Origin of the sequence: Limosilactobacillus gastricus DSM 16045, assembly GCF_001434365.1 — a bacterium.
Classification (GTDB): Bacteria; Bacillota; Bacilli; order Lactobacillales; family Lactobacillaceae; genus Limosilactobacillus; species Limosilactobacillus gastricus.
In genome coordinates, this window is record NZ_AZFN01000001.1 from 35,650 (window position 1) to 60,160 (window position 24,511).

A 24,511-nucleotide genomic window follows, 5' to 3' on the forward strand; every position below is an offset into this window, starting at 1 on the left:
GTAGAAAGAAGCAAAGTTAAAGATGACAACTCGAAATGCAATTATCCTCGCTGCTGGTAAGGGAACGCGGATGAAGTCAAAACTCCACAAGGTGTTACATGAAGTTTGTGGAAAGAGTATGGTAGAACATGTCTTAAGTCAATTACAATTGGCTGGGATTAATAAGATTATGACGGTGGTCGGTCTTGGGGCCGATGATGTTAAACATACCTTAGGTGACCAAGTGGCCTATGCTTTACAAAAGCAGCAATTAGGAACTGGTCATGCTGTGATGCAAACCGAAAGTTTACTCGGTCAAAGTGAAGGAGAAACTCTCGTTGTTAGTGGCGATACCCCCTTATTTACGGCCGCGACTTTTGACCGCCTTTTTGACTACCATGAACAACGGCATGCGGCCGTAACAATTTTGACGTCTAAGGCGCCTGATCCTACCGGTTATGGACGGATCGTCCGGAACGAAGTGGGGATTGTGGAACGGATTGTGGAACAAAAAGATGCGACATCCGAAGAACAAGATATTCATGAGATTAACACCGGGGTTTATTGCTTTGATAACCAAAAACTCTTTGCGGCCCTTAAAGAATTGACTAATGATAATGCCCAAGGCGAATATTATTTAACGGATGTGATCGGTATTTTGAAGTCACAAAACGAAGTCGTCACGGCTTATCAAATGGATGACTTCGAAGAGTCAATGGGGGTTAATGATCTGGTTGCTTTGGCTAAAGCGCGGCGTATCATGCAAGAACGGATCAACACTAAGTTAATGAAAGATGGCGTTTCTTTGATCGATCCAGACACCACCTACATTGATGCAGATGTCAAAATTGGCAATGATACGGTCATTGAAGGTGGCGTGGTGATTAAGGGTGAAAGCCGGATTGGGTCGGATTGCTTTATTGGTGCTCACTCGCGGATTGAAGATTCTGTATTACATGATGAAGTTAAGGTGATCTCATCAACCCTAGAAAAAGCAGAAATGCATACCGGTAGCGATATTGGGCCAAATAGCCACCTCCGTAAAGGAGCTGAATTAGGTAAAGACGTTCATGTGGGGAATTTCTGTGAAGTGAAGAATGCTTACTTAGGTGAAGGCACTAAGATGGGGCATTTATCCTATGTGGGCGACGCTACATTGGGTAAGAACATCAACATTGGTAGTGGAGTCATTTTTGTTAACTATGACGGGGCTAATAAAGCCCACACTAATGTCGGGGATCATGTCTTTATTGGCAGTAACAGTAATTTAGTGGCGCCAGTCAATATTGCTGCTGATTCCTTTATTGCCGCCGGATCAACGATTACGGATGACACGGCACAATACGATTTAGCCATTGCACGTCAGCGACAAACGAATAAAGCTAATTATGCCAAAAAGCTTCCTTGGTAAACGGTTTCGGACCTTGATTTTTAGGGAAAAAATCAATAAGATAAAGAGTTGTAATAGATGTCTCAAATCTTGGAGGATACCATGACCAACCGTTACTTTGATACAAAGTTAAAGATCTTTGCTTTAAGTTCTAATCGGCCTTTAGCAGAGAAAGTTGCAGAAAATGTTGGACTTGATTTAGGCCAACTCTCCGTTAATCGGTTTAGCGATGGCGAAATTCAAATCAACATCGAAGAAAGCGTACGGGGCGATAATGTCTATATCATCCAATCAACCTCTGCTCCAGTTAATGATAACCTAATGGAGTTGTTGATTTTGGTTGATGCGCTTCGCCGGGCAAGTGCCCGAACAATAAATGTGGTCATTCCATATTATGGTTATGCACGGCAAGATCGGAAAGCGCGCTCGCGGGAACCGATCACGGCTAAATTAGTCGCCAATATGTTACAAAATTCAGGGGTTTCCCGCGTGCTAGCCCTTGATTTGCACGCTGCTCAAATCCAAGGATTCTTTGATATTCCGGTTGATCATTTAATGGGGGCTCCCTTACTAGCTGACTACTTCATTCAAAAAGGTATTGCTGAAGAAGCGGTTGTTGTTTCGCCTGATCATGGTGGGGTTACCCGGGCGCGAGCCTTAGCAGAATTCTTGAAATCACCAATTGCAATTATTGATAAGCGGCGTCCCAAGGCGAATGTTGCTCAAATTATGAACATCATTGGGGATGTTAAGGGAAAGAAATGTATCATGCTTGATGATATGATCGATACGGCTGGAACCATTACTTTAGGTGCTCAAGCATTGATGGATGCCGGGGCCAAAGAAGTATACGTTTCATGTACGCATGCCGTTCTTTCCGGTCCGGCTATTGAACGCTTGGAAAACTCGCCAATAAAGCAGGTTGTAGTGACGGATTCAATTAAATTACCGAAGGAAAAACAAATTGATAAGATTGTGCAAGTTTCGGTAGCTCCATTAATTGCTTCCGCTATCAAGCGAATTAATGAAAATCGGGCGGTGAGTCCACTCTTCCATAATCGTTTTACTGAAACTAGTCAAGACTAAACTAACCACAAGTTTGCTGATAAACGGCGAACTTGTGGTTTATTTGTTTCGTATGTTAGAATTATTAATAATCTGTAAAATAAGTTCGATTCCGACGTTAAGGAGGAAAGTTAACTAATGAAATCAAACGGGATTAAAAAGGGCTTGGTTGGGACGGCAGCCCTATTAGCAGCAGTTACCTTGGCAGCTTGTGGCACCAATAAGTCGGCTTCTAGTGAGTCGAACACTTCAAATTCAAGTGTTACTCACACCAGTGCTTATGATAGGGCAACAAAACAAATTGCCGCTGGTAAATATCAGGCAGCGCTTGATACTTTAAATGATTCAGGAAGTACCTCGACGAAGACCAAAAATTTGGCGAGCGATTTACAAAATTACATTTCAGCAAAGTCAGCTTACGACGAAGGAAACTATGACCAAGCTTTAACTAACTTGTCAGCAGCTAAATCTGGTAATATGAAGATGGAAGCTGCTTTCCAAGCTTTGCGGGCGAAGATTACCAAAGCTACTAGTTCAAGCGAAAGTGTGACAAACAGTGCTAGTTCGGTTAGTGAAACCAGCAGTACTACTTCGGCAAGTTCTAGTGTTGCTAATGCCGCGGCAGCTAATTCGACTAGCGAAAGCGTCATTAGCCAATTTGCTAGCAAAATGGGCTTTAGTCAACAAGGCTATGGGATTATTCCAGTTAGTCAAAATGGTGACGTATATCGGTTTGAGGTTCGGCAGAGCAATGCTGATAATACTGTGGCCAATCTAATTGGAATCTATGATTACAATGCTGATACTGGCGCCGTGACCCAAATTAGTTAAGTTAAAAGTATGATAATGAATGCTTAAAAAATGAGGCAGGATGAGAAACAAAATTTCGTTTCTCCTCCTGCCTCTTATGTTTTTGAATTGTTCCTAAAGGACATATTTTTCAATGGCTTTAGCAACCCCATCTTGATTGTTACTTGCCGTTACGGCATCTGCAATTGCCAGGGTGCTTGGAATGGAGTTTTCCATCGCCACACCTAAGCCGGCGAATTCGATCATGGATTCATCATTTTGAGCATTTCCAAGGGCCATCATTTCATTAGCTTGAATGCCCAATTCTTCGCCTAATAATTTTAAAGCGGCTCCTTTACTGGCCTTAGGATTGACGAACTCTAGGTAGTAGGGTTCGCTTCGGACAATGTTGAAACGGCTAGCAAGTTCTTCGGGCAAATCTTCAATCGCTTGGTCAATTAAATGAGCATCATCAGTAAACATTAATTTGCTAATCGTTAAGTCTTGGCGACAATCAGCTAAAGCATCTAATGAAGAATATTGTAATGGTAAAGAAACCAAGTTGGATTCATCCGTTGAGAAAGAACTAATTTGCCGATTAATCGAATGGATATGGTGAGAGGTTTCGACGACCATGTGGAGGGCGTGCTTGAGCGCAAATGAACCTAAATCGATCATATCGTCGAATGGGATGACAAATTTGGCTAATTGATCTCCAGCAGTATTTTGAGCTAATCCTCCGTTGAAGCTAATCACATATTCGTCTGATAGGCCGTTTAATTCTAATTGATCCAAGTAACTTGATACGCCCGTCATTGGACGCCCGGTACAAAGGACCACTTTCACTCCTTGCTTAGTAGCCTGTTGAATTGCTTCTTTGGTTGCTGGGGTGATGGTTAATTGATCGGTAATTAAAGTTCCGTCAATGTCGATTGCAACTAATTTAATAGCCATAATAAATAAGCTCCTTTAATGTTTGATAATAGTATGGTTTTGAATGTGTGATTGGAATTCTTGGTAAATTGGGGCAAACAGTTCGGTTTGATCTGTTTCACCCAGCATTTCCTTTGGAAAGAAGAACCGTTCATCTCCTTGAGCATGGCCACTAACACTGTGGACGAGTGTGCTCACGCTGGATAGTTCAACCAATTCCCCATTTGGTTGTAAAAGCTCAATTTGTGATTGGGGGTTGGCTTCTTTAGGATTATATGTGTCATAAGGTAATTTATAACTTGAATTCGTATCGGTGTAGTACTTACTGTTGAAGCCTGCCTTGGTAATTAAATCCTGCAATTGGGGAATTAGATTAACGGTTGATTGATCATAAATAACGGATTTTAATGGAATTCGGTTTAAAAAACGATTCGCCAAATCCGCTAAGATATCATCATGAGCATGGGTCCAGTGTTGGAAGTAAGTCGTTAAGACGCCATCATCGAGCGCCAAATAATCATCGAGTTGAGTAGCTTGATTAAAGAACGGCATTAAGAGATCCGGGGTGAATTCTGATAGACTAGGGCGGTCTTCGTATAGGTGTTTAGCCCGCATCAAGAGATGGTCTAAGATAACTTCGAGAGACCGGGTCACGGGGTGGAAATAAACTTGTAAATACATTTGCAGACGACTAATAATGTAGTCTTCAATGGCATGCATTCCCGAAATATCAAAGGCAATCCCATCTTTAATCGGTCGCATTACCTGCAAAACTCGATCTAAATCGACTAAGCCATAGTTGGTCCCCGTATAGTAGGCATCACGTTGGAGGTAATCCATGCGATCAACGTCCACTTGACTAGAAATCATTTGGACGACTTGGGGATTAGGGTAGGTGTGGTCAATCACACTTGCAACTTGTTCAGGGAATTGATCACTAACCCGGCGTAAAATTCGATTTACGTTAGTATCCTGGGTTATAATCTTACGGGTAATCGTTTCATGATTTGTATTAAAAATATGTTCAAAAGTGTGTGAGAATGGCCCATGCCCTAGATCATGCAACAGGGCAGCACAAAGCGCAACAGAGCGTTCCTTGTCATCCCAGCGGCCATCCCCAGGAGTTAGCTGAGGGTAATTCCGTTGAAAGTGATTACACATCCGCCGAGCAATTTCGTAGGCGCCTAAACTATGACCAAAGCGTGAATGCTCAGCCCCGTGAAAGATTAGTGAAGTCGTTCCCAGTTGTTTGATCCGGCGCAAACGCTGTAATTCTGGGGTGTTGATTAAATCGAGAATAATTTGATTATCGACGATAATGGTGCCATGGATGGGGTCACGAAAGACTTTTTCTTTTTGCAAATTTTCATCTTGAAATGACATACGAACCTCCATTAAAAGTCTAAACATGCTATATTATAACGGATAATTAATTGAAAACGAAATCAATTATAAAGGGGAAATAAAATGGTGCTACAACAAGCAGTGACGGTGGAAGTTTCAAGTCTAATTCGTCAAGGGAACCAGCAAGAAGAATTTGCCTTTCAAGAACCCGGTCAATTAGTCCAAATGGGCAATCAAAAGCGTTATTTACGTTATGTTGAAAGACAAAATGAACTGGAAACCCCAATTCAATTCCGATTTGATCAAGATCAAGTGATCTTAAGCCGTCATGGGCAATTAAGATCCACGATGGTTTTTGATCAGCATCAAGCAACCATCAGCAAGTATCCGACGGTTTATGGAGTCATTGATTTAACGGTCCGGACTCAGGATTTGAAGGTCACAATTGATTGGTTGCGTGGTCAAGGCGAAGTATGGATTAAATATCAGCTTTTGAATCAAGGGCAATTACTTGGTAACTATCAGATTAAATTGCAATTTAAGGCGTAATATCGTAAGATAAAGAGTAAACTTTTTGAAGGGATGTGCACCAATTGGAATTACATGTTTTTGACGGTCAAGACAAGTCAGAACTTTCAATGATTGAATTCGCACACGCCATTTTGTCTTTCCATGGAGAAGCAATGGCCTTTGCAGACTTAACAAATGAGATTCAACAATACCTCGATAAGAGCGACGAGGAAATTCGTGAACGACTCTCACAATTTTACACGGACCTAAACGTAGACGGGAGTTTTATCTCACTTGGTGATAATACTTGGGGATTGCGTGCATGGTATCCATACGATTCAATTGATGAAGCGACGGTTGGGGAAACCGACGATGAAGAAGATCGTCCGAAGAAAAAACGGCGTAAAGTCAACGCCTTTTTGGCTGGTTCAGACGACGATGATGACGTAATCGATTATGACAATGATGATCCAGAAGATGAAGATCTGGATGATGATGACGTTGACGATGATGATTACGATGACGATTATGATGATGATAATCCGGACGAAGATGACGATGAGGATACCAACATCGAAGATCAATTGTCGGAATTTAGTGACGATGAACTAGAAGACGACGAAGAAAATTAATTAATCGACTTGACTATTAGAAGTGCCCTTTGTATTATTTTATTTGGGCTCCCAAATCATTGGGACATTTTGTACGATTAATGAAAGCTCCCTGTTTCGTAGAAATAGGGAGCCTTCTTATTTTATTAGCGCGTACGCCCCAGCCAAATAAAGGAGAACTAGAATGACCAAGTATATTTTTGTTACCGGTGGTGTGGTTTCGTCATTAGGTAAAGGGATTGTTGCGGCTTCACTTGGACGGTTATTAAAGAATCGTGGTTTGAAGATTGCAATTCAAAAATTTGATCCATACATTAACGTGGATCCAGGAACCATGAGTCCTTATCAACACGGGGAAGTTTTCGTGACGGATGATGGAACCGAAACAGATCTCGATTTAGGCCACTATGAACGGTTTATTGACAATAACCTTAACCGTTATTCCAACGTGACAACCGGGAAAATTTATTCAGAGGTTTTACGTAAGGAACGACGTGGTGACTACCTTGGTCGGACTGTCCAAGTTATCCCTCATATCACCAATATGATCAAGGATAAAATTCAACGGGCTGGGGAAAGTACCGACGCTGAAGTCGTAATTACGGAAATTGGTGGAACGGTTGGTGATATTGAATCTCAACCATTTATGGAAGCCATCCGTCAGATGAAGAAGGAAAAGGAAAGTGAAAATGTCTTATATATTCACACCACTTTAATTCCTTATTTACGGGCGGCGGGAGAAATGAAGACGAAGCCAACCCAACACAGTGTTCGTGAATTACGGGGACTCGGGATTCAGCCAAATATCTTGGTGGTACGGACTGAAGAACACATTACTGATGAAATGCGGGCTAAAATCGCCGATTTCTGTGATGTGGTTCCCGAAGCAGTGATTGAGTCGATGGATGCCTCCGTCTTATATGAAGTTCCATTGATGCTACAAGCACAAAAGATGGATCAGTTGGTGGTTGACCACTTTGGTTTAGACGTTCCAGCGGCCGATATGCAAGCTTGGCAAGATATGGTTGATCATATTAAGCATGGGTTAACCAAGGAAGTTAAGATTGCCATGGTTGGTAAATACACTGATTTACAAGATGCTTATATTTCAGTGAATGAATCGCTCCGGCATGCTGGTTTTCCAGTTAATGCGAAGGTTAAGATTGATCACTTTAATGCGGAACATATTAATTCTGACAACGTTAAAGAAGTTCTCGGATCATACGACGGGATCCTAGTACCCGGGGGCTTTGGTAACCGTGGAGTAGAAGGGATGATTACTGCCATTAAGTATGCTCGTGAAAATGATGTACCATACTTAGGGATTTGTTTGGGAATGCAAACCGCGGTAATTGAATATGCTCGCGATGTTTTGGGCTACCAAGATGCTAATTCAACCGAATTTGATCCTAATACAGCCCACAATGTTATTGATTTGATGTCGGATCAAGAATCGGTGGAAGATATGGGGGGAACCCAACGCTTGGGCGCTTATACTTGTCAATTGGTACCGGGAACGATTGCCGCAGCTGCATACGATAATCAAGCTATCATTAGTGAACGGCACCGGCACCGTTATGAATTTAATAATGACTTCCGGCAAGAATTAGAGGACCATGGGTTAGTGATCTCAGGAATTAACCCTGAACGTAATCTGGTGGAAGTGGTTGAAATTCCACAAAATCGTTTCTTTGTGGCTGCGCAATATCACCCAGAATTTTTATCCCGGCCTAATCATCCTGAAGGCTTGTTTGCTGCTTTTGTGAAGGCTGCGGCTCGGGCTTAATCAGGTGATTTATTAATATTTAATTAACCGACTTGTTTTTCCCTTGCTTTTTATTTATTATTGTTATTAGCTGATTAATTAGTTTAGGGTGATTCCCTAACTTACGTAGAAATGAGGACTTTCAATCATGAAAAAAATGATTATCAAAGGAGGAAACCGGCTAGCTGGTGAAGTTACCATTGGCGGGGCTAAAAACAGCACGGTTGCTTTGATCCCAGCAGCGATCTTAGCCGATACGCCGGTCCAGTTTGATACGGTTCCAGATATTCTGGACGTTCATAACCTCATGATCATTTTAGAATCGATGAATGTAAAGTCGTCCTTTACGCATGGGGTCTTAGATGTCGATCCAACGCAAATTATTGAAGCCGAATTACCAAGTAAAGCCATTAAGAGTTTGCGGGCCTCGTATTATTTTATGGGGGCCTTATTGGGACGTTTCCACCGGGCAACGGTGACTTTCCCAGGTGGAGATAATATTGGACCACGCCCGATTGACCAACACTTAAAAGCTTTTATGGCTTTGGGGGCCACGGTCAGTGAAGATAATGGGACGGTTCATCTGGATGCTCCCCAAGGGCTCCATGGTGCGCGAATTTTTATGGATATGGTTTCCGTGGGTGCTACAATTAATGCCATTTTAGCCGCTGTCCGTGCTGAGGGCACGACGGTGATTGAAAATGCTGCTCGTGAACCAGAAATCATTGATTTAGCCACTTTTCTAAATAACATGGGTGCTCAAATTCGGGGTGCTGGGACCGATGTCATCCGGATTACTGGAGTGCAGACCATGCAATCGATGAATACTCATACCATCATTGCCGATCGGATTGAAACGGGGACGTATCTTTCACTAGCAGCGGCGATGGGTGATGGGGTTATGATTAACAATGTGATTCCAGAACACATTGAGGCCTACACCAGTAAGATGATTGATATGGGAGTCGATTTACAAATTGGGATAGATCGGATTTACGTACCAACGGTCCATGATTTGAAGCCGACCATTGTTAAAACCATGCCTTATCCAGGTTTTGCCACAGATTTGCAACAACCCTTAACCCCTCTGATGTCAAGGGCGGCTGGGGAAAGTCGGGTCGTTGATACAATCTATCCAAAGCGGGTTAAGCATATTCCAGAATTGCAAAAGATGGGGATGGACATTAGTGCCCAAGACGGCAGTATTTTGGTTCGCCAGTCCCAACAATTACGAGGAGCAGATGTGAAAGCAGCGGAAATCCGGGCTGGAGCATCCTTAATGATTGCTGGTTTAATGGCGGAAGGGACGACGATTATTCACAATGCGGATCATATTTTGCGAGGCTATGATCGGATTGTGTGGAAGTTGAATCGCTTAAATGCGGATGTCGCGATTGAAGACGAAGATTAGTCTTGCAATAACCCCACCAAATATGATATATTACTAGGGTTAAATCACTATGTTTCAGGCAATGATTCATGGCAAAAGGAGATATTAATTATGAAACAAGGAATTCATCCAGATTACCACTATGTTGTTTTTGAAGATTCAGCAACTGGTAAGCAATTCATTTCAGGATCAACCGCTACTTCTAAGGAAACGGTTAAGTGGGAAGACGGGAACGAATACCCATTGATCCGGGTTGAAATTACTTCTGACTCACACCCATTCTACACTGGTAAGCAAAAGTTTACTCAAGTCGATGGGGCAGTCGACAAGTTCAACAAGAAGTACGGTCTCAAGTAATCATACTTCGATATCAAAAAGGCCATTCCAACGGAATGGCCTTTTGTGTTGAGGGAGGATCAAGATGAAAATTAAGAAATGTCTTTATTGGCTATTAGTCTTGATGTTAGCAATCGTAAGTTTATTATTAATTTTTAATCAACAGGTTAAAGATTATTTGGTTGATTCTTATCATCCCACGGTCACGCGGCAATCAATAAAGGCGAATACCAAGAAAAAGGCTAGTTACGATTTTAGTAATGTACAGGATCTAAATCTACAAACGGTTGCGAAGGCCCGGGCCAATAAAGAATCGGTAAAGGTGATTGGGGTGATTACCATTCCTGATATCAAAATGACGATTCCAATTGCTAAAGGAGTTGATAATACTACTTTAGCGCTGGCAGCGGGAACCATGCGGGCAGATCAACAAATGGGGGAAGGTAATTATGCGCTAGCTGGTCATAATATGGCTAATGGAAGTAAGATTCTCTTTTCACCACTATATTATCATGCTAAGGTGGGGCAAAAGATCTACATTACGGATTTGAATCGAGTTTATGAATATCGGATCTATGAACGTAAATTTATCGACGCGACCCAGGTAGAAGTTGTTAATAATACAGCCGAAAAGATCATTACCTTAATTACTTGTAATGATGATGGATCTCGGCGGTTGATGATTCGCGGCTCCTATGTTAAATCTTATACATACAACCATGCGCCTGCTAAAGTGCAAAAAGCGCTTAGTCAAAAATATACTAATGGACAATAATAAAGGATGGTAAGAAAACCTATTGGCGTTTCTTACCATCCTTATTCTTTAAACATACTTGTAATTGAAGTTATGGATTGCGCCATAATGTTTTCTTATCATCGCTGGCGATAATAACGCTTAACCAAATAAAAGATTGGTAGACCGACGATAACAATTCCTAGAAATAAAACCACCCCTTGAGGGTCATTTAAAATTTCGCTGACGATCACGAAGAGTCCGCCGAAGATAGAGATTAACGGAATCCATGGATAAAGCGGGGTAGAGAAGGGTCGAAAATGGTTGCGGCGACGTAAAATAAAAATCCCAAAGAAAGCTAAGGTATAGAAGCAATAAACAGTAAAGACACATAAATCGGATAAATGATCGGGATCAAAGAAAATCATCATGATGGTTGCGAGAATAATGATGAAAGTAGTTGCCACTACTGGGGATTTTCCTTTAGGGGTCAAATACGAGAGTGGCCTAGAAAAGGGAATATCTTGGCGTCGTGCCATCGCATAGACAATCCGGGGGAAAGTAAGAATTTTACCATTAATGGTCCCCATCATAGAGATGATAATTCCAGCCGAAAGTAACTTTCCACCAATCTCACCAAAAACAGTATTAGCGATATAAGCTACCGTATTTTCACCAAGTTGGTGAATTTGACTAGCAGGTAGAAAACGAAAAACCGCAATTGTGATCAAGGTATAAATGACTAAGACGATAATGATTCCCCAAATAATGGCTAAGGGAAGTAATTTTTGGGGACGTTTAATTTCGCCCCCTAGGCTGGCAATGAGAATCCAACCGTCATAGCCAAAAAGGGTGGCCAGAACCGCAACCCCCAAATTACCGGTTGATTGGTGGATTCCTGAAATGGTCTGCCCCAGGGCATTATGATGGCCCCAAAATAGACCGACAATGATAATGACAGCTATGGGGAGCATTTTGCCAATCGTTGTGATAACGGAAAAGGCAGCTCCAACTTTATTCTCCAATAGGTTCATTAAGCCAATGGCAACGATCGTGATTACCGCCAAGGGGATGCGCCAGAAATTACTGAGGCCAAAGAAATTAACCATCAAGATGCTCATAAAACCAGCGACCGAAGCGATAATTGCGGGTCCATAAACGATAATTTGCATCCAACCGGATAAAAAGCCAAGAATTCGTCCATAAATATTTTCAATGTAGACGTAAAGTCCACCAGTATCCGGCATCTGCGCCCCGATTTCAGCAATCGTTAAGCCGGCAGTTAGGGTGATAATTCCGCCAAAGATCCACGCTATGATAGCCATGGTTGAGGAACCAGCGCTATCTAAGACGGAACCTTGCTTGAAAAAGATTCCAGAGCCAATAATGGTCCCCACTACGATCGACAGGGCGGAGGTTAAACCTAATGACCTTTTAAGAGTAGATTGATCTGATGTTTGCATTTAAAATCCTCCAAATTAAAATCCGTTAACCAAATTTAGCTGGCTAACGGATTAATACTGAATATATCTTAGCATTATCAGAATGCTAATACTAGCTAAAAACCCCAAATTGCAATATAAATAACGACGATCAGAAGCGATGGTAAGAAGTTACCAACTTTGATCTTTAAATTAAACATGATGTTGAGACCAATACAGGTGATGAGCATTGAGCCAACTAAAGAGATTCCGCTGATCATGGTGCTAGTTAGTAAGGGGCGAATGAGGACGGCAAGATAGGTAATGGCCTCCTGATAGATGAAGAGGGGGACAGCACAAAAGATGGGTCCGACCCCAAAACCAGCGGCCATAATTGCTATAAAAACGCCGTCAATCACTGCTTTAGCGATTAAAGTGGTGTAATCGTGGTTGATACCGTCTTGGAAAGCGCCAAGAATTCCCATGGCCCCAACGCAAGTTGTTAAAGTAGCCGTGATGAAACCTTCGATAAACTTAGAATCACCTTCGTTATGGCTGATTTTTTGTAGCCAGTGCCCCAATTTTTCAAACCCAGTTTCGATCTTTAGAGCTTCGCCGATAGCAGCGCCAAGGGCTAAGGAAATGGTTACCATAATACTACCCTGGGTAACTAGTTGATGCTGGTTGATTTTTAACATATAGGCGAGGCTCCCTGAAATGCCAATAAAGATCACGGCTAAACCAATCGCTTGTAAAACGGTTTGTTGGATTCGTGGAATTAATAAGCGTTGGAAAAGATAGCCTAGTAGGCCACCAGCAATAATGGCTCCAGCATTAATTAGGGTTCCAAGTCCACTCATAGATTTGCTCCTTAACAGTAATTGGATTCATTTTAACAAAATGAAAATTGCTTAGCCAAGCTTTTTGGGGATAAAAATCTTGGCATCCCTGAAAAAATTTGGTAAACTATAAAAGTTGATTAAATATGACTCGACCTAAGACTCAGGTGGCTTTGCCTTAATTTTACCTGCCGAGGAAGAAACGAACCGTTCTTCTCTATGTCTTTCAGTCATAGGGGTTTTTTAATAATCCGATCAAATAAATAATAGGGAGGTGAAATCAAATGAGTGAAGCAACTATCGCTAAGAAAGCCGCTGCAGTTGAAGCGGCTAAGGAAATGTTAACTAATGCGGAAACAGCATTAGTTGTTGATTACCGTGGTTTAACAGTTGAAGAAGTGACTACTTTACGGAAGACATTGCGTGAATCAGGTGTTAAGATGCAAGTTATCAAGAACAAGATCTTGCAACGGGCCGTTGAAGGCACTGATTACGAAGGTTTAAACGATGTCTTTGTTGGACCTACGGCAATCGTTTCTTCAGATGAAGATGCGATTGCACCTGCTAAGATCTTGAAGAAGTTTGCCGATGAACATGAAGCTCTTGAAGTTAAGGGTGGGTTCATTGAAAAGTCCATCAAGACTCTTGACGAAATCAACGAATACGCTACGATGCCAGGTCGGGAAGACTTGCTTTCAATGCTTGCTTCTGCTTTGTCAGACCCAATGCGCAAGATCGCTCGGGCCGTCAAGGCTGTGGCCGACAAGGCCGAAGAAGAAGCTGCATAAGCGAATCGTTTACCAATTCAATTTTACAAATAGCTATATAACAAATATTGGAGGAATCTAACATGGCTTTTGATAAGGATGCTATCATCGCTTCATTAAAGGAAGCATCAATCTCAGATCTTAACGATCTTGTTAAGGCAATTGAAGAGGAATTTGACGTTTCAGCTGCTGCTCCAGTTGCAGTTGCTGGTGCTGCTGGTGGTGAAGCTGCTGCTAAGGACAGCTTCACGGTTGAATTAACTGAAGCAGGTGCTGCTAAGGTTAAGGTTATCAAGGTTGTTAAGGACATTACTGGTCTTGGCCTTAAGGATGCAAAGGCAATCGTTGATGGTGCCCCTGCAGCTGTTAAGGAAGACGTTAAGGAAGACGAAGCTAACGACATCAAGGCTAAGCTTGAAGAAGTTGGTGCTACTGTTACCCTTAAGTAGTCACGATCATATTACCAAAAGCCATCATTTGATGGCTTTTTATTTTGCACAAAATTAGGCGGGTGAAGCAATGTAGTCTTCACCCGCCTATTTTTTAAAGCTTTATAAATTGACTTTGTTTTCCGGCGACTTGTTTTTCTTTTAAAAAGTGGCCTAATTGGTCGCAAATGGTTGCTGGGAGATGGAGATGGGTTAATTGATGGGGATTAACCGTCCATGGACATTTAGATGGGTTAATCAATAGTAAAACAGCCTGGTGATCTTGATAGCGGACGATCATTAGATGACCTTGCTCGTCATAAGCTAGACCAATCTCACCGGTGACCAAAAGGTCTTCTTGACGGCGGCGTTTGATCCAGTTTTTAACGGTTGCTTGTATTGTCTGATTAATCTGATCCCAAGGGAAAAATCGTCGATTGTCAGGATCTTTTGCTCCCACTAGACCGGCTTCATCACCGTAATAAAGGCAAGGTACGCCTGGTAACATGAAGAGCATGGCAAAAGCGATTTGAACTAATTGTTCGTCATTATTCAGCGCTGTTTTAATGCGAATGGTATCGTGAGTCCCAATGTTATTCAGGCAATTTTGCATGAAATCACGTGGGTAATTTTCGATCAAACCCAGGTACTCGGTAACGGTCTTAGTGACATCAATTTGGCGAAGGTAATTAGTGATAAAATTCCGGACTGGATAATTCATGGTTCCAGATAAGTTATCGCCGTTTGGATAAGTTCGGAGCTCATTACCTACATATTTATTAGAGGCATCCTCCCAAACCTCACCAATTAGAACTTGATTACCTTCAATCCTTTCTCGGTTTCGTAATTGCCGCAAAAAGTCCATTGGTAATTCATCCGCAACGTCTAGTCGCCAACCATCTACTCCCAATTGATCCCATTTGTGTAAAACCCCTTGATTACCATAAATGAAATCTTGATAGCTCGGGTCCGCCTTGTTAACTTCAGGAAGATTGCTGACCCCCCACCAGGAAGCATATTTATCTGGATAATGCGTGAATTTAAACCAAGAATAATAGGGACTGTGTTGGTTTTGACTAGCACCAGTATTCGGCCCATAGAGTTGGTGAGCGTTGAAATAAATGCTATCTTCCCCCACGTGGTTAAAGACACCATCAAGAATCAAGTGAATTCCATTTTGATGAAGGCTGGTCACCAAATTCTTAAATTCATCTTCACTCCCTAACATCGGGTCGATGGTGAAAAAGTCGTTGGTGTCATAACGATGATTGCTGGTAGCGGCAAAAATCGGGTTTAGATAAAGAATGGTCACGCCCAGTGATTTTAGATAGGGGATCTTAGCCTGGATGCCGGCTATGTTACCGCCGTAAAAGTCCCAACGAACAATTTCGCCATCACTATTTTTAATGTAGTAGGGTTGGTCCTGCTCGGTTGCATATAAGAAACTGTTTGGTTTACGCCCTGTAATTTCTTTATGCGGATGCCCATTAAAGAAACGGTCGGGGAAAATCTGATAGGCTACGCCGTGGCAATACCAATCAGGAGTTGGATTTTCAAACTGGTAGCAAGTCAATTGGAATTTTTGTAGTTGGGCATAGTCATCCGTGAGCGTTATTTGCCCTAAGTCATTACGCCCGGCCCAAATCGTTTTTTCCTGATGATGGATCTCGAAGTAATAATAATACAGACCGGGTTTGATTAATGCTAACTGGTATTCCCAGGTTGATCCGTCATGTTGTTGCATGGGATTAGCCACCTCTTGGTCGCCAACTCGAGCTAGTTGCAGATAAACCTGGACATTAGGATCATCAACGATAATTCGCCAGGTAATCGTTTGATTTATTTTAACGGCCCCAAAGGGTCGCTTAAAATTTTCGTCCCAAGAATTATAATAAGCTTTCATGTGTGATTCTCGTCTCTCTTTTGATTTGAAAGATAATACTGCTAGTAATCGGATTTTTTACCAGCTTTGTCTTAAATTCTAAAATAGTTTGGGCTTTTCGACTTAATTATTATATAATATAAGTAGAAAATAACAAACTTCTCAGGAAACGGTTCCAAATCCGTTATATTAAGGATAACAGATATTCTTGAATAACGCTTGAAACGGTTACAATAAGTTATTTAATTAATTTTATATAATATTTTAGCAAAGAATAGGTGGTGGGGATCTGATGGAGGAATTCAAAAAACGATTAACATATTTTGCTAAGGGCGAGGAGTACCACTTACAAGATTTTATGGGGTGTCATCGGACCGATGATGGCTTTGTATTTCGTGTCTGGGCACCGCATGCTAAGCAAGTCTGGGTTGTTGGTGACTTTAATGATTGGCAAAAGACGCACCCCATGGTCATGGATGATTACGGAATTTGGTCGATTACAATCAACCGGGCACAAACCGGGCAATTATATAAGTTTTTAGTGCAAGAGCCCAATGGCAAGGAAGTTATGAAAATTGACCCTATGGCCCTACGCTATGAAGCGCGACCAGGGACGGCGGCAATGGTAACAGAAATGCCAACCAGGAAGTGGCATGATGGACTTTGGAAGGGACGGAACAAACGATCGAATAACTTCTCACGTCCTATGAATATTTACGAAGTCCATCCGGCTTCTTGGAAACAACATGCCGACGGTTCGCTATATCAATTTAAAGATTTGACCGCCGAATTAATTCCCTATGTTAAAGAGCAAGGCTTTAATTACATTGAATTCATGCCCTTAACGGAGCACCCGCTGGATGCTTCGTGGGGGTATCAAGTGACAGGATACTTTGCCTTGGCGCATGCTTATGGTGAGATGGCGGACTTCCAAGAATTTGTGGATACTTGTCATCAAGCTAATATTGGGGTCTTAATCGATTGGGTACCAGGACACTTTTGCATCAATGCCGATGCCCTAGCCTATTATGACGGGACCCCGACTTATGAATATCAGGAAAAATGGCGCGCGGAGAATCGTGGTTGGGGTGCCTTGAATTTTGACTTAGGGAAGCCCGAAGTAGTGTCCTTCTTACTATCAAGTGCACTGTTTTGGATTGAAAACTATCACGTGGATGGGTTACGGGTCGATGCGGTTTCCAACATGCTCTATCGCGATTACGATCGGGGACCAGGCGAATGGGAACCAGATCAATATGGTGGTAATCGGAATCTTGAAGGGATTGCCTTTTTACATACTTTAAATCGAACGATTAAATGGATGCATCCTGAAGTATTAATGATTGCTGAAGAAAGCTCGTCTCAAGTGAAAATTACGGGGCGTATTGAAGATGGTGGCCTGGGCTTTGATTATAAATGGAATATGGGATGGATGAATGATCAACTGGACTTTTACAGGATGGATCCCTATTTCCGGAAAGATAATTTTAATCAAGCAACCTTCTCTTTCATGTATCGGATGAGTGAGAATTTTATCCTGCCATTATCACATGATGAAGTTGTGCACGGAAAACGAAGCCTAATGAATAAGATGTGGGGCGATCGGCGACAGCAGTTCGATCAACTACGATTATTATTAACCATGCAAATGACTTATCCAGGGAAAAAATTACTATTCATGGGTGGCGAGTATGGTCAGTATTTGGAATGGCGTTTCAATGAAGGTTTAGAGTGGAGTAATCAAACAGATCCGCTGAATGATCAAATGCTAGCTTTTGATCGGTCCCTAAATCATTTTTATCTTCAAGAACGGGCCCTGTGGGAGTTAGAACAAGAAGAAGCTAGTTTAGTAGTGATCGACGCAGATAACCGTGATGAGTCGGTCTTATCGTTTATTCGACAGGGAAAGACTCGCCATGATTTTGTGGTAGTGATCTTGAATTTTACTCCGGTGGAACGTGATCATTTCACAATCGGCGTCCCATATGCTGGGATTTATCATGAAGTCTTTAATTCGGCTTTAAAAACATATGGCGGGACTTGGGAAACTGATAATCCAGAAAGCCAGACCGTTGCACGACCATTTAAACAATTTGATTATCAACTGGAAACGAATGTACCAGCTTTTGGAGCGTTAATCTTAAAACCTACTAAAGTGACGATTAAACCACATCGGCATAAGAAGAAATAAAGGAGGATTAGATGATGGCATCAGACGTTTTAGCAATGATTCTAGCCGGCGGGAAAGGTACGCGACTGGGTAGCTTAACCCAAAACCAAGCCAAACCCGGGGTGCCGTTTGGAGGACGGTATCGCATTATTGACTTTACCATTAGTAATTGTGTGAACTCTGGCATTGACAATATTGGCGTGATTACTCAATATATTCCGCTGAAACTAAATAGTCACATTGGTAACGGGTTCAGTTGGGGACTTGATGGACTGGATTCAAGTATTAATATTCTTCAACCATATACCGACAATCGCGGCAGTCGGTGGTTCGAAGGAACGGCCCATTCCATCTATCAAAATATCGATTTTATTGATCGGCAAGGAGCGAAATACCTTTTGATTTTGTCGGGCGATCATATTTACAAGATGGATTATGATGAAATGATTCAGCAACATATTGATAATAATGCTACTTTAACGGTTGCCGTGATGGATGTACCAATGGAAGATGCCTCACGTTATGGGATCATGAATACTGACGTAAGTAACCGGATTATTGATTTTGAAGAAAAGCCTGCGCAACCAAAAAGTAATCATGCTTCCATGGGGATTTATATTTTTGATTGGCAGCGACTTCGTGATGCCTTAACGACGGCTTTTTCAACCGATAATCAAATGCTTGATTTCGGGAAAAACGTGATTCCCTTCTATCTACAAAGTGATGAACGAGTTTTTGCATACCAATTCAGCGGTTACTGGCGTGATGTAGGGACAATCGACTCCCTTTGGAATGCCAATATGGAGCTACTTGATCCCAATAACGAATTGAACTTATACGATCGTTCATGGCGGATTTATTCCAAGGATACCATCGCGGCTCCCCAATTAATTACAGGGAATGCGACAGTGAAGGATTCGATGGTCGTTGATGGCTGTTATGTAGATGGAGAAGTTGAGCATAGTATTCTATCAGTGAACGCCAATGTGAAAAAGGGCGCCAAAATCACGGATTCGGTTATTATGCCAGGAGCAATCATTGGTGAAGGAGCGGTTATTAATCATGCCATTATTGGGGAAAATGCTGAAATTGGTCGCAATAAGGTGATTGATGGGCAAGAAGAGGTTGCGGTAATTGGAAATAATGAACGAGTGGGGGTCATTCCAAATGAAAACGAATAGTATGTGCGCCGTTTTTGATAATGTGTATGAATACAACGAACTACAACCAATCACAAGTTTCCGTTCCTTATCTACCCTTTATTTCGCTGGTAAATATCGATTGATGGATTTCCCATTAAGTAGTATTGTAAACGCAAATATCCGCGAGATTTTTATGATGGTGAACCAAGATAAGATTCAATCATATCTTGACCACCTTGGTGGTGGTAAGGAGTGGGGATTAGATACGATTGGGAGCTATCTGGAAATCAATTTTGCCCAAGAAATGCTCCGGAAGAAGTATGAAGGGGTGCGGTATTTTGATCGGATTATTAACTTTATTCGAAATTATGGTTCAGCCTATGTAGTTTATATCGGGAATAAAATGTTAGCTAATGTTGACCTCAAAGCAATCTTAAAGTTTCACCAGGTTTCTGGAAATAAGGTTACGGGCGTGTTCAAACAGGTTGATCGTTGGCAAATCGCTCCAGATGATCAACTCTTCTTATTTGATGAAGAAAATAAGGTTGTCGGAAATCATCGAATTCACGAAATGAGTGAACAAGAACAATATAACTTATCTATGAATGTTTATATTGCGGATGCGGATTGGTTTGTGGATGTTTTAGATCGCGCCCAGATGAGTGGGATTGTACCTGACGCGACGGAAGGGTTAGCCCGGTTAATGACGCATGAACATAGTAGTGCTTATGAATATACCGGTTATATGCAAAACATCCATGATGTTATGTCATACTTTAAAGCTAATATGGATATGCTGGAAAAGACCCATTATGATTCTTTGTTGAATGGGAGTCAAAAAGTCATTACCCGAATCAAGAATGAGGTTGGAAATTTTTACACCAAGACTTCGCAAGTCAGCCAATCACTAGTTTCCACTGGTTGTAAGGTGGCAGGGCATTTAGATCATGTCGTGGTCTCGCGTCGGGTAAAAATAGAAGAAGACACCCAAATCGATCATTCGATTGTCATTTCGAATGCGGTGATCAAACGGGGCGCCCAGGTTTCTTATGCCATTATTGACAAAAATGTTGTGGTGGAACCAGGTATAGTGATTAAGGGGAGTCCTGAACGGCCAGTGGTTATTCGTAAGAATCAAGTGGTGAACCAAGATGTAATTGAAGGGAGCTAAAAACGTGAGAGTTTTATTTAGCGGAGCTGAATGTGCTCCATTTATTAAAACTGGGGGCTTAGGAGATGTTTTAGGAGCCCTCCCGAATCAATTAGCTAAAGATGGTGATGAAGTAGGGGTGATCTTGCCAATGTATCGGGACATCCCTCAAACATACCAAGAAAAATTTACCTATCTTGGTAACTTCTACGTCGAAGTTGGTTGGCGGAATCAATATTGTGGGATTTTTGAATATCGGGATCGGGGCGTTCGCTACTTTTTTGTTGATAATCAATACTACTTTGATCGTCCCGGCGTTTACGGATATTATGATGATGGTGAACGGTTTGCCTTCTTCCAACAGGCCGTCATTATGTTTATGGAGCGCTTTGATTTTATTCCTAATATCTTACACTGTAATGATTATCATACGGCCTTTATTCCATTCTTATTACGTGAGAAATGGGGCTTTGTGGGCGCTTATGATCAAACTAAAACGGTCTTTACGATCCATAATATTCAATTTCAGGGTCAATATGATGCAACCGTTTTACCTGAATTATTCGGGTTAGGCTATGACTGGTACGATAATGGGACTGTTCGGCAAGATAATGATGTTAATTGGATGAAGACGGGGATTTTATATGCAGATCGGGTGACAACCGTCAGTCCAACATATGCAGAAGAAATCAAAACACCAGAATTTGGTTATGGGTTAGATAGCGTCCTGCGTTCGGTCGCCTGGAAGGTAACGGGGATCTTAAATGGGATTGATAATCAAAAGTTCAACCCCCAAACTGATCCAGACATTCCAGTTCATTATTCCCTTAAAAAAATGGCGGGAAAGAAAAAAGATAAGGTAGCCTTACAAAAAGAACTCAATTTACCAATTAAAGCTCGCGTGCCAATGATTGGGCTGGTTAGTCGACTCACGGCGCAAAAGGGCTGTCAATTATTAGTCGAAGAATTAGATAATATTCTCCAATTTAACGTTCAGGTGGTTTTATTGGGTAATGGGGATCAGTTCTTCGAAGATCGATTTAAAGAGATTGCAAGCCGGCATCCAGATAAGTTCCGCTTGATGTTAGCTTTTGATCCGCAGTTGGCTCAACGAATTTACGCCGGGTGTGATGCTTTCTTAATGCCATCAGCTTTTGAACCGTGTGGTTTATCACAATTAATTGCTTTACGCTATGGCACGTTACCGATTGTGCATCAAATTGGCGGGCTCGCCGATACCGTCTGGGCCTATAATCCAGAAACTAATGAAGGAACTGGTTTTGGCTTCCGCGATTACCAAGGATATGTAATGGTAGATAAGATTAAACAAATGTTAGATGTTTACGCTAAACCGCAAGTTTGGCAAAAGATGATGCATACGGCCATGAAGAGTGACTTCTCGTGGAAAGATTCCGCAAGTAAGTATCAATGGATGTATGGTGAGTTAATAGGTTAGGGGTCTGATGATGACAAAAGATGAGTTTAAACAGGCATTTTTAGATGAGCTAGATACACATTTTTCCGTGGCAATTGATGAAGCGACCGATTACGAACTGTTCGAAGCCTTGTCGGCAGTAGTCCGTCACGGTTATTCCGAAAATTGGCGACGGACCCGGACCGAAGATAATCGCCAACAGACAAAGCAGGTTTATTATTTTTCCATTGAGTTCCTTCCAGGGACCCTTTTAAGAAGTAACTTATTAAATCTGGGCTGGCTTGATCAGGCTCGGGAAGCTTTACACGATTTAAAGCTTGATTTAGATCAAGTGGCCTTAGCCGAACCAGATTTAGCACTTGGTAATGGGGGCTTAGGTCGATTAGCCTCTTGTTTCATGGACTCCTTAGCTTCGGAAGGTTACGCTGCTAACGGGAACGGTATTTACTACAAATACGGTCTATTTAAACAAAAGTTTGTGGATGGCTACCAAGTGGAGATGCCAAATGACTGGACTAAGTCCGATAGTCCCTGGTTAGTGCGCCGAAAGGGGAAAGCAGCATTGGTTCATTTTGGTGGCCACTATACCATGATTGAACAGGATGGTTGGTTGACACCCGAATATGAAGGCGATCAAGTGGTTCTGGCGGTACCATATGACATTGCCGTGGTGGGATATCATAATCACGTAACGAATACAATGCGTTTATGGAATGCCGAGATCCCTTCAGAAGATGAGATTGACTATCGAACGATTCAAGACCGGCGGACGATTGAAGATTTGACCTCAGTCCTGTATCCCAATGATTCGACTTATGACGGGCGTTTGTTGCGTTTAAAGCAAGAATATTTCTTCGTTTCGGCGGGAATTCAAAGCATCCTTCGTTATTTTGTCAAGAATAACGGCACTAATGCTTGGGACCAGCTACCAGATGAAGTGGCGATTCATATCAACGATACGCATCCAGCAATGTGTGTGGCGGAATTAATGCGGCTTTTGGTGGACGACTATCGGGTTGATTGGGAACGGGCTTGGCAGATTACCCAACAAGTGATGAGTTACACCAATCATACCATCATGGCTGAAGCCTTGGAAAAATGGGATGTCAATATGTTTCGGCAATTACTACCTCGGTTGATGGACATTATCACGGAAATTGACCGGCGGTATGCCGAAAGTCTGCAAGGACGAGTAGATGGCCAGATAATTGATCGGACACGAATTATTAGTGGGAACCAAGTTCATATGGCCCACTTAGCAATTATTGGTTCGCATTCGATTAATGGGGTGGCTGAATTACATACGCAATTGTTGGAAACTACGGTCTTGAATGACTTTTATAACTTGTATCCGGACCGCTTTAATAATAAGACCAACGGGATTACTTTACGGCGCTGGTTGCAACTAGCAAACCCGCAATTAAGTCATTTACTTGATGAACAATTAGGGAGCCAGTGGCGTAATGATTCGGCACAATTACTAAAACTGACTAAGGCGGCGGATGATCCGAAGGTCTTAAATCAGTTGGCCAAGATTAAGTTAGCTAATAAGCAAAAATTGGCCCAACTCATCAAACAGCAAACTGGTTTGGAAGTTGATCCTCAGGCCATTTTTGATGTTCAGGTGAAGCGGCTCCATGCTTATAAACGCCAAACCTTGAAGCTTTTACATGTGCTGGCATTATATCGAGATTTGAAGAATGGGATTGATCATCCTAAACGGGTGGTAATCTTTGGTGCCAAGGCGGCCCCTAGTTATGTGTACGCTAAACAAGTCATTAAGGTTATTAATGAAGTGGCTAAGTTAATCAATCATGATCCAGCTATTAATGATCGGTTGAAAGTAGTTTTTCTAGAAAACTATGGGGTAACCTTAGCTGAACAAATCATTCCGGCAGCTGATCTGTCAGAACAAATCTCGACCACTACCAAGGAAGCTAGTGGGACCAGCAACATGAAATTAATGGCTAACGGAGCTTTGACCATCGCAACGATGGATGGGGCCAATGTTGAAATTGCCGAAGCAGTGGGTGATGATAATATCTTCATTTTTGGCCTGAATAAGGATCAGGTTAATCAGGCCTATGCGGATCATTCTTATGATCCACAACAGGTATATAATCAATCACCAGTGGTTAAGTCAGTGGTTGATATGTTAATTGATGGAACTATTCCAGCTTGTCAGGCTGAAGGGAAAGCTCTCTATGATTCTTTTGTTCAAGCTAATGAACCCTTCTTTGTGTTAGCTGACCTAGAAAGCTATTTGCAGGCCCAAGCCCGCGTGGAAACGGCTTGGCAGGATCAAGAGGCCTGGGCTAAACGGAGTCTAATCAATATTGCCCATGTCGAGCGCTTTGATGCTGATCATACGGTCCAATTATATGCTCAAGACATCTGGCATTTAACGCCACTAGCACAAGCATAAGGTAGGT

General features: G+C 42.0%; 21 protein-coding genes and 1 other annotated feature. Of the genes, 16 read left to right on the top strand and 5 right to left on the bottom strand.

Going from position 1 to position 24,511, the window contains the following annotated elements:
* Positions 1-22 precede the first annotated feature (22 nt).
* From glmU to FC60_RS00195, 3 genes are all read left to right on the top strand, one after another.
* The gene (gene glmU, locus FC60_RS00185; RefSeq protein ID WP_056936528.1) at positions 23-1,390 is read left to right on the top strand and encodes a bifunctional UDP-N-acetylglucosamine diphosphorylase/glucosamine-1-phosphate N-acetyltransferase GlmU; all 1,368 of its coding nucleotides are present in this window, start codon (positions 23-25) and stop codon (positions 1,388-1,390) included.
* 81 nt (positions 1,391-1,471) lie between these two features.
* Positions 1,472-2,455: a ribose-phosphate diphosphokinase gene (locus FC60_RS00190; RefSeq protein ID WP_056936529.1), complete on the top strand. Its 984-nt coding sequence runs from the start codon at positions 1,472-1,474 to the stop codon at positions 2,453-2,455.
* 117 nt (positions 2,456-2,572) lie between these two features.
* The gene (locus FC60_RS00195) at positions 2,573-3,265 is read left to right on the top strand and encodes a hypothetical protein (protein WP_056936530.1); all 693 of its coding nucleotides are present in this window, start codon (positions 2,573-2,575) and stop codon (positions 3,263-3,265) included.
* A 93-nt stretch (positions 3,266-3,358) separates the two neighbouring features.
* On the opposite strand, the gene FC60_RS00200 is transcribed toward FC60_RS00195, so the two are convergent.
* Together FC60_RS00200 and FC60_RS00205 are read right to left on the bottom strand one after the other, a co-directional pair.
* Complete coding sequence (locus FC60_RS00200) at positions 3,359-4,177, bottom strand: Cof-type HAD-IIB family hydrolase (protein ID WP_056936531.1); 819 nt, start codon at positions 4,175-4,177, stop codon at positions 3,359-3,361.
* Between the two features lie 15 nt (positions 4,178-4,192).
* A complete protein-coding gene (locus FC60_RS00205) occupies positions 4,193-5,539 on the bottom strand; it encodes an HD domain-containing protein (protein WP_056936532.1) in 1,347 nt (448 codons plus the stop codon).
* A gap of 84 nt (positions 5,540-5,623) precedes the next feature.
* Here FC60_RS00205 and FC60_RS00210 point away from each other — a divergent pair, with 84 nt between their 5' ends.
* The 6 genes from FC60_RS00210 (at position 5,624) to FC60_RS00235 (ending at position 10,887) form a co-directional block, all read left to right on the top strand.
* Positions 5,624-6,049 carry a YwiB family protein gene (locus tag FC60_RS00210; RefSeq protein ID WP_056936533.1) on the top strand — a complete coding sequence of 142 codons (426 nt, stop codon included), beginning with the start codon at positions 5,624-5,626 and terminating at the stop codon, positions 6,047-6,049.
* Positions 6,050-6,093: 44 nt separating this feature from the next.
* The gene (rpoE, locus tag FC60_RS00215; RefSeq protein ID WP_056936534.1) at positions 6,094-6,642 is read left to right on the top strand and encodes a DNA-directed RNA polymerase subunit delta; all 549 of its coding nucleotides are present in this window, start codon (positions 6,094-6,096) and stop codon (positions 6,640-6,642) included.
* A 163-nt stretch (positions 6,643-6,805) separates the two neighbouring features.
* On the top strand, positions 6,806-8,407 hold the full coding sequence (locus FC60_RS00220; protein ID WP_056936535.1) for a CTP synthase: 1,602 nt from the start codon (positions 6,806-6,808) through the stop codon (positions 8,405-8,407).
* Positions 8,408-8,534: 127 nt separating this feature from the next.
* Complete coding sequence (locus FC60_RS00225; RefSeq protein ID WP_056936536.1) at positions 8,535-9,797, top strand: UDP-N-acetylglucosamine 1-carboxyvinyltransferase; 1,263 nt, start codon at positions 8,535-8,537, stop codon at positions 9,795-9,797.
* Positions 9,798-9,887: 90 nt separating this feature from the next.
* Positions 9,888-10,133: a type B 50S ribosomal protein L31 gene (locus tag FC60_RS00230; RefSeq protein ID WP_007121929.1), complete on the top strand. Its 246-nt coding sequence runs from the start codon at positions 9,888-9,890 to the stop codon at positions 10,131-10,133.
* Between the two features lie 64 nt (positions 10,134-10,197).
* The gene (locus FC60_RS00235) at positions 10,198-10,887 is read left to right on the top strand and encodes a class A sortase (protein WP_056936537.1); all 690 of its coding nucleotides are present in this window, start codon (positions 10,198-10,200) and stop codon (positions 10,885-10,887) included.
* Positions 10,888-10,985: 98 nt separating this feature from the next.
* On the opposite strand, the gene FC60_RS00240 is transcribed toward FC60_RS00235, so the two are convergent.
* Positions 10,986-12,308, bottom strand: a complete 1,323-nt coding sequence (locus tag FC60_RS00240; protein ID WP_056936538.1) for an APC family permease — start codon at positions 12,306-12,308, stop codon at positions 10,986-10,988.
* Between the two features lie 95 nt (positions 12,309-12,403).
* Positions 12,404-13,126 (bottom strand): DUF554 domain-containing protein, encoded by a 723-nt coding sequence (locus tag FC60_RS00245; RefSeq protein ID WP_056936539.1) that lies wholly within the window; start codon positions 13,124-13,126, stop codon positions 12,404-12,406.
* Between the two features lie 116 nt (positions 13,127-13,242).
* Positions 13,243-13,359, top strand: a sequence feature (ribosomal protein L10 leader region).
* 30 nt (positions 13,360-13,389) lie between these two features.
* Here FC60_RS00245 and rplJ point away from each other — a divergent pair.
* Together rplJ and rplL are read left to right on the top strand one after the other, a co-directional pair.
* Complete coding sequence (rplJ, locus tag FC60_RS00250; RefSeq protein WP_007121926.1) at positions 13,390-13,893, top strand: 50S ribosomal protein L10; 504 nt, start codon at positions 13,390-13,392, stop codon at positions 13,891-13,893.
* A gap of 62 nt (positions 13,894-13,955) precedes the next feature.
* Positions 13,956-14,321 (top strand): 50S ribosomal protein L7/L12, encoded by a 366-nt coding sequence (gene rplL / locus FC60_RS00255; protein ID WP_007121925.1) that lies wholly within the window; start codon positions 13,956-13,958, stop codon positions 14,319-14,321.
* Positions 14,322-14,415: 94 nt separating this feature from the next.
* On the opposite strand, the gene FC60_RS00260 is transcribed toward rplL, so the two are convergent.
* Positions 14,416-16,203 carry a glycoside hydrolase family 13 protein gene (locus FC60_RS00260; protein WP_056936540.1) on the bottom strand — a complete coding sequence of 596 codons (1,788 nt, stop codon included), beginning with the start codon at positions 16,201-16,203 and terminating at the stop codon, positions 14,416-14,418.
* Between the two features lie 271 nt (positions 16,204-16,474).
* Between FC60_RS00260 and glgB the strand changes: the two genes are divergently transcribed.
* The 5 genes from glgB to FC60_RS00285 are packed head-to-tail and all read left to right on the top strand — an operon-like array spanning position 16,475 to position 24,504.
* Positions 16,475-18,373: a 1,4-alpha-glucan branching protein GlgB gene (gene glgB, locus FC60_RS00265; protein WP_056936541.1), complete on the top strand. Its 1,899-nt coding sequence runs from the start codon at positions 16,475-16,477 to the stop codon at positions 18,371-18,373.
* A gap of 14 nt (positions 18,374-18,387) precedes the next feature.
* Complete coding sequence (locus tag FC60_RS00270; RefSeq protein WP_056936600.1) at positions 18,388-19,533, top strand: glucose-1-phosphate adenylyltransferase; 1,146 nt, start codon at positions 18,388-18,390, stop codon at positions 19,531-19,533.
* Positions 19,520-20,665 carry a glucose-1-phosphate adenylyltransferase subunit GlgD gene (glgD, locus tag FC60_RS00275; protein WP_056936542.1) on the top strand — a complete coding sequence of 382 codons (1,146 nt, stop codon included), beginning with the start codon at positions 19,520-19,522 and terminating at the stop codon, positions 20,663-20,665. Before FC60_RS00270 ends, glgD begins: the two co-directional genes overlap by 14 nt.
* A gap of 4 nt (positions 20,666-20,669) precedes the next feature.
* Entirely contained in the window at positions 20,670-22,100 is a 1,431-nt protein-coding gene (glgA, locus tag FC60_RS00280) for a glycogen synthase GlgA (protein WP_056936543.1), read from the top strand.
* A gap of 10 nt (positions 22,101-22,110) precedes the next feature.
* Positions 22,111-24,504: a glycogen/starch/alpha-glucan phosphorylase gene (locus tag FC60_RS00285; RefSeq protein WP_235806050.1), complete on the top strand. Its 2,394-nt coding sequence runs from the start codon at positions 22,111-22,113 to the stop codon at positions 24,502-24,504.
* The last annotated feature ends 7 nt before the right edge of the window (positions 24,505-24,511 follow it).